At 69.9% G+C, this 8,794-nt stretch carries 9 protein-coding genes; 5 read left to right on the forward strand and 4 right to left on the reverse strand.

The window, feature by feature from the left end; genetic code table 11:
* The 3 genes from ACWD1Z_RS35745 to ACWD1Z_RS35755 all read left to right on the forward strand — a co-directional run.
* Window positions 1–1,578: AMP-dependent synthetase/ligase (locus tag ACWD1Z_RS35745; protein WP_451124818.1), on the forward strand; the 1,578-nt coding region annotated here is incomplete at its 5' end.
* Window positions 1,579–1,693: 115 nt separating this feature from the next.
* The gene (locus ACWD1Z_RS35750) at window positions 1,694–2,740 is read left to right on the forward strand and encodes a porin PorA family protein (protein ID WP_451124820.1); all 1,047 of its coding nucleotides are present in this window, start codon (window positions 1,694–1,696) and stop codon (window positions 2,738–2,740) included.
* 159 nt (window positions 2,741–2,899) lie between these two features.
* Window positions 2,900–3,772 (forward strand): helix-turn-helix domain-containing protein, encoded by an 873-nt coding sequence (locus ACWD1Z_RS35755; protein ID WP_451124822.1) that lies wholly within the window; start codon window positions 2,900–2,902, stop codon window positions 3,770–3,772.
* A gap of 41 nt (window positions 3,773–3,813) precedes the next feature.
* Here the strand turns inward: ACWD1Z_RS35755 and ACWD1Z_RS35760 are convergent, their stop codons facing one another.
* Together ACWD1Z_RS35760 and ACWD1Z_RS35765 are read right to left on the reverse strand one after the other, a co-directional pair.
* Window positions 3,814–4,665 (reverse strand): ABC transporter permease, encoded by an 852-nt coding sequence (locus ACWD1Z_RS35760; protein WP_451124834.1) that lies wholly within the window; start codon window positions 4,663–4,665, stop codon window positions 3,814–3,816.
* On the reverse strand, window positions 4,665–5,633 hold the full coding sequence (locus tag ACWD1Z_RS35765; protein ID WP_451124824.1) for an ABC transporter ATP-binding protein: 969 nt from the start codon (window positions 5,631–5,633) through the stop codon (window positions 4,665–4,667). The genes ACWD1Z_RS35760 and ACWD1Z_RS35765 overlap by 1 nt, the downstream gene beginning before the upstream one ends.
* A 281-nt stretch (window positions 5,634–5,914) precedes the next feature.
* Here ACWD1Z_RS35765 and ACWD1Z_RS35770 point away from each other — a divergent pair, with 281 nt between their 5' ends.
* Window positions 5,915–6,403 carry a GNAT family N-acetyltransferase gene (locus ACWD1Z_RS35770; RefSeq protein ID WP_451124826.1) on the forward strand — a complete coding sequence of 163 codons (489 nt, stop codon included), beginning with the start codon at window positions 5,915–5,917 and terminating at the stop codon, window positions 6,401–6,403.
* A gap of 440 nt (window positions 6,404–6,843) precedes the next feature.
* Window positions 6,844–7,146, forward strand: a complete 303-nt coding sequence (locus ACWD1Z_RS35775; protein WP_451124828.1) for a hypothetical protein — start codon at window positions 6,844–6,846, stop codon at window positions 7,144–7,146.
* A gap of 134 nt (window positions 7,147–7,280) precedes the next feature.
* Here ACWD1Z_RS35775 and ACWD1Z_RS35780 read toward each other — a convergent pair whose 3' ends face one another.
* Together ACWD1Z_RS35780 and ACWD1Z_RS35785 are read right to left on the reverse strand one after the other, a co-directional pair.
* On the reverse strand, window positions 7,281–7,490 hold the full coding sequence (locus ACWD1Z_RS35780) for a hypothetical protein (RefSeq protein ID WP_451124830.1): 210 nt from the start codon (window positions 7,488–7,490) through the stop codon (window positions 7,281–7,283).
* Window positions 7,491–7,953: 463 nt separating this feature from the next.
* A complete protein-coding gene (locus ACWD1Z_RS35785) occupies window positions 7,954–8,196 on the reverse strand; it encodes a hypothetical protein (protein WP_451124832.1) in 243 nt (80 codons plus the stop codon).
* Window positions 8,197–8,794: the final 598 nt, after the last annotated feature.

Raw genomic sequence — 8,794 nt, forward strand, 5'->3', positions numbered from 1 at the left:
CACTGGATCGCCGATCTCGCCGCGGTCCACATCGGAGCCCTCTCCTCGAGCACCTACGACACGACGGACACCGAGGAGCTTGGTGCCCTGGCCCGGCACAGCGCAGCCGCCGTACTCGTGCTGGAGGGCGAGGAACAGGTACGGCGCTGGCAGCCGGTCCTGGACGACCTGCCGGACCTGCGCGCGGTCGTCGTCCTCGACTGGACCGCGGCCCCGGTCGGCGACCCGCGTTTTGTCAGCTACCCCGCCGTGCGCGGTGCGGCGCCGCCCGACGACGCCGCGTTCGAGGCCCTTGCCGACTCCGCCTCACCGGATGACCCGATGGCGCTGGTGTACACACCGGGCACCACCGGCGCTCCCCGGGGAGTGGTGCTCACCCACCGCAACGTCATCCACCAGGCGTTCATGCACCACCGGCCCGCCGAGGGCCCGGAGCGTCCGAGGTCGGTCGCCCACCTGCCCATGGCACAGGTCGCGGGACGGGTGCTCGGCCTCTACGCACCGGTCTGCCACGCCGGACACGTGACCCTCTGTCCCGGCCCCGAGCAACTCCTGCCCACGCTGATCACCGTGCGACCGCACACCTTCTTCGCCGTGCCGCGGGTCTGGGACCGGATCGCCGCCGCTGTGCGGGAGCGGCTCGGGACACTGCCCGAGGAGCAGGCCGCGGCGGTCACCCAGGCGAGGAGGACCACCCTGGAGGCCTTCCGTCTGCGCTCCGCGGGCAAGGAGCCGCCGGCCGTCCTCACCGAGTCACTCGCACACTTCGACGAACACCTGCTGCGGCCTGTCCGGTCCGCTGTCGGTGCCGACGAGCTCCAACGGGCCTGCACCGGGGCGGCACCGCTGTCCACGGCGACCCTGGAGTTCCTGGCGAGCGTGGGACTGCCCGTTCATGAGGTGTGGGGACTGACCGAGACCGCCGGAGCGGCCACCGTCAGTTCCCGCGGGGAGTCCGGCACCGGCACGGTCGGACGTCCCGGGCCGGGCATCGAGGTCACGGAGGCCGAGGACGGCGAGCTTCTGGTCCGAGGCCCGGTGGTCTGCGCCGGATACCTGCGGGCCGACGGCAGTGTCGAACCCGCCACGGACGCACAGGGCCGGCTGGCCACCGGCGACATCGGCAGCGTCGATTCACGCGGCCTGGTCACGGTCACCGACCGCAAGAAGGACCTCTTCGTCACCGATGGCGGCAGGACCGTCGCCCCGGCCCGGATCGAAGCGCACTTGCGGGCCCACCCCCTGATCGGGCAAGCCGTGGCGATCGGGGACCGGCGCGGGTACGTCACCGCCCTGCTCGTCCTGGACGAGCAGGCGGCCCCGCTCTGGGCCGACGAGAAGGGCCTCGACACCCATGACCTCGCCCGCCTCTCCCGCCACCCGGCGGTGCTCGCCGCCGTGGACGCCGCGGTCTGCGAGGCGAACGCGGTCCTCCCGCCCGCGGAACAGGTACGTCGCTACCGCGTCCTCCCCGGGCCGTGGACGGCGGCGACGGGTGAACTGACGCCGGAACTGACGCTGCGCAGGCGTGCCGTCGGTGAACTGCACGCCGCCACCATCGAGTCGATGTACCCGTGAACACCGGCCCACCAGGACCGCCGTACGGCCGGAGTGACCGACCGCAACGCACGCCGTAGCCCTCCGCCCTCTTCCCCTGCCTGTCTGCCTGTAATGACTGCTTCGAGGAGAAACCATGCGCAGGACCAGTTGGGTGCTGACCGGAACCGCGGTGGTCCTGGTGGCGGCCTCGGCCGTCACGCGGTTCACCGTTTATCCCGCTCTGCACCAGGTACCGGCCGACGCCGAGACGACGTTCCGGTACGAGGGCACCGCCACGCTGCTCAACGCCGCCGCCCTGGGGGCCGGCGACATGGACAAGGCCTTCCTGAGAGAGGTGCCGGTCATTTTGGACCGGCGCATCGAAGTACGGGACGTCGACGGCCGGACGGCCGTCGTCTCCGACGACGTGGCGCTGCGCGGACGCGACGGCTCGGAGATGAGCACCTCCCAGCACACCTGGGCGGTGGACCGGCGCGACCTCACCGAGCGTGCCGCTCCCGCGGGTTCGGGGGCCGAGAAGCACGAGGGACTGGTCATCGCCTGGCCCCTGGAGCCCGACAAGCGAGACTACCGATTCTGGGACACCGGCACCCGGACCGTGTCCCCCGCACGGTACGAGGGAACGGAGTCCGTCCACGGCCGCGAAGCCTATGTCTACGGCATCGAGTCCACCGGTCTCCTCGCCGACCCCGCAACCGCCGGCTCCCTGCCCCGCACCCTGCCCCGGGAAGCCGTGCTGGGCCTGATCGCCGCACTGCCCGCAGAACAACGGCCGGGACAGGAGGAGTTGGCCGGTCTGCCGAAGGCGGTACCGCTGTCCTACACCTCCACCACCAAGCGGCGCGGCTGGGTCGACGCCGACACCGGTCTGTCCCTGAACGGCACGCTGCACCAGAGGGTCCTCGCCCAGACGCAAGGCGCCGACGGACCGGTGGCACTCTTCCCCGTGACCGATGTCGACGTCCGGGGCGCCGACGCCTCGGTGCGACAGCAGGCCGACGACGCGGCCACCACCGGGCGGCTGCCGTGGATGCTGGGCATCGGCGGGCCGGTCGGCCTGCTGGCCGTAGCCCTGATGCTGGTGGTCCTGGCCCTGGTGCCGACCCGCCGCCGGGTCCGGCCGGGCACCCGGACCGAGGAGGCATGCACGGACACCGCAACCACGACGACGCCGGCCTGAGTTCACGTCGGCACCGCGTCCTGCCATGAGGCATATGACAGCGTTACCTTCCGTTTTGACCGTCCGACGAACACGACGGCATGGCACGTGATCAACAAGCTGTGCCGCATGGCAATCTGCGTACCAGCAGGATGACTTGGAGCTGGAGGTACACCGCTCGTGGCGGCGAACAGCAACCCCACCGTGAGGAGACGCCGTCTGGGAGCCGAGCTTCGCCGGCTCCGTCTGGCCAGCGGGCTGAAGAGCACGGAAGTGGCCGAGCGGCTCATGGTCTCCCAGCCCAAGATCAGCCACATGGAGAACGGCAACCGCGCCATCAGCCCCCGCGACGTACGCGACCTGTGCGCGATCTACGAAGTCACCGACCAGCAGGTCATCGACTCGCTGATGGAGATGGCCAAGGAATCCGGACAGCAGGGCTGGTGGCACGCCTACGGCGACATCCCCCAGAGCGTCTACATCGCCCTGGAGACCGACGCCACCTCCCTCCACCTCCACGCGCCCTCGATGATCCCCGCACTGCTGCAGACTCCCGCGTACGCCCACGCGGTGATCGGGGAAACGATCCCCCTGCTCACGGTCGAAGAGGCCGACACGCGTCTGAAGGTGTGGATGCGCCGTCAGCACCGCATCTACGACCTGGCCCGTCCGCTGCGGTTATGGGTCGTCCTGGACGAATCAGCTCTGCACCGCGTCGTCGGCAGCCCCGATGTCATGCGTGAACAGCTGGAGCACCTGAACGCACTGGGTGCCGAGCCGCACATCACGGTGCAGGTGCTCCCCTATACGGCGGGCGCTCACCCGGGCCTGTCAGGACAGTTCTCCATCCTGCGGTTCGCCGACAGCTCCGCGGGACCGGTGGTGCACCTGGAGCGGTTCACCAGCGACCTCTACCTGGAGAAGCCGTCCGACGTACAGCACTACCGCGTGCTGCATGACCACCTCCAGGCCCAGGCGCTCAGCCCCGACAGCAGCCGCGACTTCATCACCGACGCCACCAAGACGTACATCGACGCGGCAAGCCACATGTGAGGGTCCCGGCCAGGAGCCGGGCCGACATTCCCGGCACTTCACTAACCGACCCGCTGCATCGCCTTCCGGTGCCGTTCCGCCATCGCGGCCCAGGACTCGCGGCGGGCCATCCTGCGCAGGACGGACGGGGCGAGGAGCAGCCCGGCGACTGCCCAGGCACCGAGCACGCCCGCTGTCTCCAGGTACCGCCAGGATTCGCCGATCTCGGCGGCGACCGCCTCGGTCGGCAGCAGCGCCGAGCGGAGACCGAGGCCGAGCCAGTACACGGGGAAGACCTGCCCGACGGTTTGCAGCCACTCGGGCAGCTTCGACAAGGGAAAGTAGATCCCGGAGATCACGACGAGTCCCATCACCGGAAGCATCAGCAACCCGATGGTGCGCGGACTGGCGACGAGTGAGCCGATGACTGCGCCCATCGGCAGGGTGGCCAGGAGACCCAGCGGCACCACCCACACCAGCGTCAGCAACGCTCCGCCGCCCTGCCGGGCCACCCCGTCCACCAGGAACACGCCCACGGCAAAGGGCAGTGCCATGGAGGCGAGAGCCGTACCCGACACCATGATGATCTTGCCGACCAGGTGGCCGACCATGCCATGGGGCACGGCCTTGGCCCGCAGCAGGGTGCCGTCCTCGCGCTCGGTCGCCAGCAGCTGCGCCGTGGTCATCATCCCGGTGAACGCGAGCGTCATCCCCAGCATGCTCGGCAGCATGAACGCGCCGGCCGAGATACCGGCGCCCTTCAGCGGATCGTCCCTGACCAGGAACAGCGGCACGATGAGCAGAACCGTCCAGAGCACGTAACCGAACACGTCCTGGCCGGTGGTGAACGTCTGCCGAAGTTCCGTCCAGCCGCGCCGCACCCCAACTACCGCCGCGTGCCCTACCGGACTCATCACGATCCCTCCCCGAAAGCGTTCACGGCCCGTTCATCGGGAACGCTCCCCGCCTCAAGCTCCCGCACCATCGTCAGGTAGGTGTCCTCCAGGCTCGCCCGGCGCACCTCCAGCCCGCCGATCGCCTCGCCGTGCTCCTCGAACAGCCGTCGGACGAACCGGGTGGGCTCGGCCGTCGCCTCCTCACAGGGCCGCCCGTTCAGCGTCCAGCGCACAGTTGCCTCGGCCGATGCCTGCCGCGACAGCTCCTCGGCCGAGCCGTCGGCCACGATCCGGCCACCGGCCAGAATGAGGATCCGGTCGGCGAGCCTCTCCGCCTCGGCCAGGTCGTGCGTGGTCAGCAGAACAGTGGTGTTCTCGTCCGCAAGCCCGCGTACCAGGCCGTGGAACTCGTTCCTCGCCTCCGGGTCCAGACCGGCCGTCGGCTCGTCCAGGAACAGCACCTCGGGCCGGCCGACGATGCCGACGGCCACGTCGAAACGCCTGCGCTGCCCGCCGGACAGAGTTCCGACCCGCTTGTCCGCCTGTTCGGTCAGCCCCACTGCGGCGAGGAGTTCGTCGACATCCCACGGCCTCCGCACGAGGGTGGTGGAGTACGGCGCGTAGTACGAGCCAAGATGGGCCAGCAGTTCCCGCACCCGCCACTTGCCGTGGTCGCGCCAGGACTGCAACACGATGCCCAGGCGCGCCCGCCACCGCTCGTCCCCGCCGGCCGGATCGGCCCCGAGGACGGTCACATGACCGGCCGAGCGCATCCGGAAGCCTTCCAGGACCTCGATCGTGGTCGTCTTGCCCGCGCCGTTCGGGCCGAGCAGCAGGACGACTTCGCCTCGCCGTGCCGTGAAGCTGACACCCTTCAACACGTCCTGGCTGCGGTAGCGCATCCGCAGATCCCGTACGTCGATGACCGTGTCGCTCTCTGCCGGTGGGCTGCTCCCAACCCCGGATAGAGCGTGAGCGGTCCTCATCGGCGTTCCCCCGTCCGTCTCGTGGTCCGTTCTCTGGGATCAGAGGCCGGAGGCCATGCCGACGTCCGTGGTCATGAGACGTCCCGGACGAACACATTACCGAACGGTTCAGTTACCTCATCCTGTTCCACCGGCCCGGGGAACGTTCCCGATCAGAGCACGAGGCACTGCTGCCGCGCTACGGCCGCACAGCGGCCGGACGAAGCGGGTGCGCCGCGCTGACGGCCGGTACCTGCTGACCCGCCGCGCGAAGCGGCTGCCTGGTGAGAAATACTCTCCCGATGAGTTCACGCACTTCCCCGGTCAGCCAACCGGTCACGATCAGGCGGGCCGTCGCGCGGGATGCCAAGCGGCTCACGCGGCTCGTGCGTGGCTCAGGCGCGTATGCGGACAAGTACGCAGCCGCAGTCGCGGGCTACCGAGTCGGTCCTGACTACATCGAGGCCCACCGCGTCTATGTGGCCGTCGGCGCTGACGAGAATGGAAGCCGGGTCCTGGGGTTCTACTCGCTCGTCCTCGCGCCACCGGAGCTCGACCTGCTGTTCGTTGACGACCGAGCGCAAGGACGGGGCATTGGACGGCTGCTCGTGGCGCACATGCTGGCCGAGGCCCGTGCCGCCGGGCTCGACCATGTCAAGGTCGTGGCGCATCTGCCCGCCGAAGGCTTCTACCACCGCGTTGGTGCGGTGCGGACCGGGACCGCGTTCGCGAACCCGCCCGCTGTGCCGTGGGACCGTCCTGAATTCGAGTTCCGCATTCCTTCGGAATGACGCGGTGTGCCGGTCGGCGAGGCGCCGGCTTCACCCGCACGATGGCCGGCATGCAGGAGCCGCTGGACGCCGCACGGTCCGTATGTACCGTCGCCTCCGCCCTGGAGGGGTCTCCGACCGCTGCGGCATGAACTGGCACCTGATCGTCCCCGGCCCGCAGCGCGGTCACAGCTGGCTGATCGACGAGAGCCGCGCGATGCCCTCCGGCACCAGACCGGGCACCCCCAGATGCCGGGCACGACTGGTGTCGCGGGGTGGGTGACCCACCGGGCCCGGGGTCGCTCCCGGTAGCTCCCCTCCGCGGCGGCGGGCCGGGCCGCTCTGCAGGTCGACCGCCCCTGGGCGATGGCCAGGTACATGCTGGGGCGGAATGAACCGCCCTGAACGGGACACCCCCATAGCCAAGCGCCCGCCAAGTCTGGGGAAAGTCGGGGAGTGTCATGCAGGCCATATCGTCCGGCCAGGTCTGGATCATCACCGCCGCGGCCGCTGGAGCCGCTTGGAGCGTGCGCTGGTGGGTCGGCCGCTGTCACCTGCCGCACATCGATGACGCCGACGCGCCTACGCGTGACCGGGTCGAAGAACTGCACTGGGCCTTCCGCGACCGCACCGTGCCATCCGCCGACGCACAGGCCGACGTACTGCACGCGCACTGGAGCCGGCTGCACCCGCTGCATTTCGCACCTCCTGGTACTCCCGCACCCACCGCGCGTCGCTCCGGGCTGTCCCGCGGCATGGACTGAATCGCCGCAAATCGTTTTGGCGGGTTGGTGTTCGCTTTCGGATCTGGGCCCCGACTCCCCAGCCGGACACGAGCCGGCCGGCAGCGCGCCCACGTCCGCGAGATGCTGCACACCGCGTGGGCCGCCTTGAACGGCTAGCACAGGTAGGCGTCGAAGACGCCGGCACCGAGAAGGCGGCGGCTGTGCACCAGTATCCGGGCGGCGGGTGTGATCACGTAGCGGATCCTGGTACGGGGTCTGGTGACAGCGCGTTCGATGACCTTGGCGACGGCCTCGGGCGGGGCGGACAGCGTCCGTGACCGGTAGGACTGTGCCGTCTGCTGGTCGGCCGCGTGGTTCAGCACGGAGTGCGGGCCTGCCGGAGCGGCCGAGCCGGCCAGGGTACGGGCCGCCGTATCTCCGTATCCGGTCCTGAATCAGGCCGGGCTCGACCAGGCGTACCTTGATCCCGAACGGCGCGACTTCGAAGCGGAGCGCGTCGGTGAGAGCTGACCGCGTACTTGCTGGCGTGGCAGTTGCCACCCACCGGAAGGACCATTCGCCCGCCCATGGAACCGACGCTGACGATGCGGCCGTGTCCAGCGGCGCGCATCGCGGGCAGCACCAGCTGCGCCTCGATGGTTTTGGCGGCGGCGTCCATAGACTCCTCGTCGGTGACAGCCAGGGCCTAGGCCAGGGCCAGGGCTTCGGCCTAGGCGAGGTCGGCGAGCGTCTCGGGGCGACGGGCTGTGGCGTAGACGGCCAGCTCCGGGCGTGCGGCCAAGCGCAGGGCCGCGGCCCGGCCGATGTCCGAGGAGGTACCGGTGATCAATACGGTGGTCGTGGTCTGGCCGTGCCCTCGGAGAAGTGGTCCAGGCCGGCGACGAACATCTCGGCGCCGCGGCGCAGGCGCCGGACAGGGGCTCGCGGGTCGCTCAGGTCTGCCTCCCGGCCGCGGGCGAAAGCCAGGAGCGATGTGGCCACCTCGTCTGCGTCAGCCTGGGGGAGATGGGGGCGGGCGTCGGTGACGGCCGAGGTGAGCCACTCGCACATGGCTGTGTCGTACGCCATACCTGGTCCGTGATCGGAGCTCGGATTCGCAGGCGCTCACGAATGCAGCAGGCCATGTCCCGGCTCTGCGGCGGGCCGCAGTGGGGGTGGCGGTTGACCGGCAGTCGACCGGATTCGCGCTGCGGTGGAAGCCCCTGCGGATGTGGGAATGGCCGAATTCTTTCCCGCCCCCGTTGGAATTCCCGACAGGGTGAAAAACGCTCGGTATTACGGTCCGGCAGTTCCCCGTCCGGCAGTTCCGGCGCACCGGGCGGATCGCGGATTCCTCCATCATTCGTCCTCCGTCAGCCACTCTCGCCGCGGCACGGCAACCTGCCTGGAAGCGGCTGCGCGCGCCCAGGAGTTCCACGAGGTTGGCCGCGAGGGGCAGGGCGTTCTCTGAGATGGTCTTGAAGAGGGCGCTCAGCGTGGTGCGGGTGCCGTGTGCGGTCAACACCGGCGTGCCGGCGGGGCTGTTCCGCATGCTGTCCAGATACACGGGCGGCATCCGCACGTCCTTGACGAGAATGGTGAACCTGTCCCCCTGTCCCGTATCTCCTCTATACCGTCGAGGCGCTGCTCACAGGCCAAACGTTCCTGCTGACGGGCGATGAGCGCC

The sequence above is a fragment of the Streptomyces sp. NPDC002784 genome (assembly GCF_053592135.1).

What these genes read in the sequence shown, in the direction of transcription:
- ACWD1Z_RS35750 (WP_451124820.1), top strand. Translation starts at nt 1,694, where the DNA reads ATGCGCAGGACCAGTTGGGTGCTGACCGGAACCGCGGTGGTCCTGGTG.
- ACWD1Z_RS35760 (WP_451124834.1), bottom strand. Translation starts at nt 4,665, where the DNA reads ATGAGTCCGGTAGGGCACGCGGCGGTAGTTGGGGTGCGGCGCGGCTGG.
- ACWD1Z_RS35765 (WP_451124824.1), bottom strand. Translation starts at nt 5,633, where the DNA reads ATGAGGACCGCTCACGCTCTATCCGGGGTTGGGAGCAGCCCACCGGCA.
- ACWD1Z_RS35770 (WP_451124826.1), top strand. Translation starts at nt 5,915, where the DNA reads ATGAGTTCACGCACTTCCCCGGTCAGCCAACCGGTCACGATCAGGCGG.
- ACWD1Z_RS35775 (WP_451124828.1), top strand. Translation starts at nt 6,844, where the DNA reads ATGCAGGCCATATCGTCCGGCCAGGTCTGGATCATCACCGCCGCGGCC.
- ACWD1Z_RS35785 (WP_451124832.1), bottom strand. Translation starts at nt 8,196, where the DNA reads ATGGCGTACGACACAGCCATGTGCGAGTGGCTCACCTCGGCCGTCACC.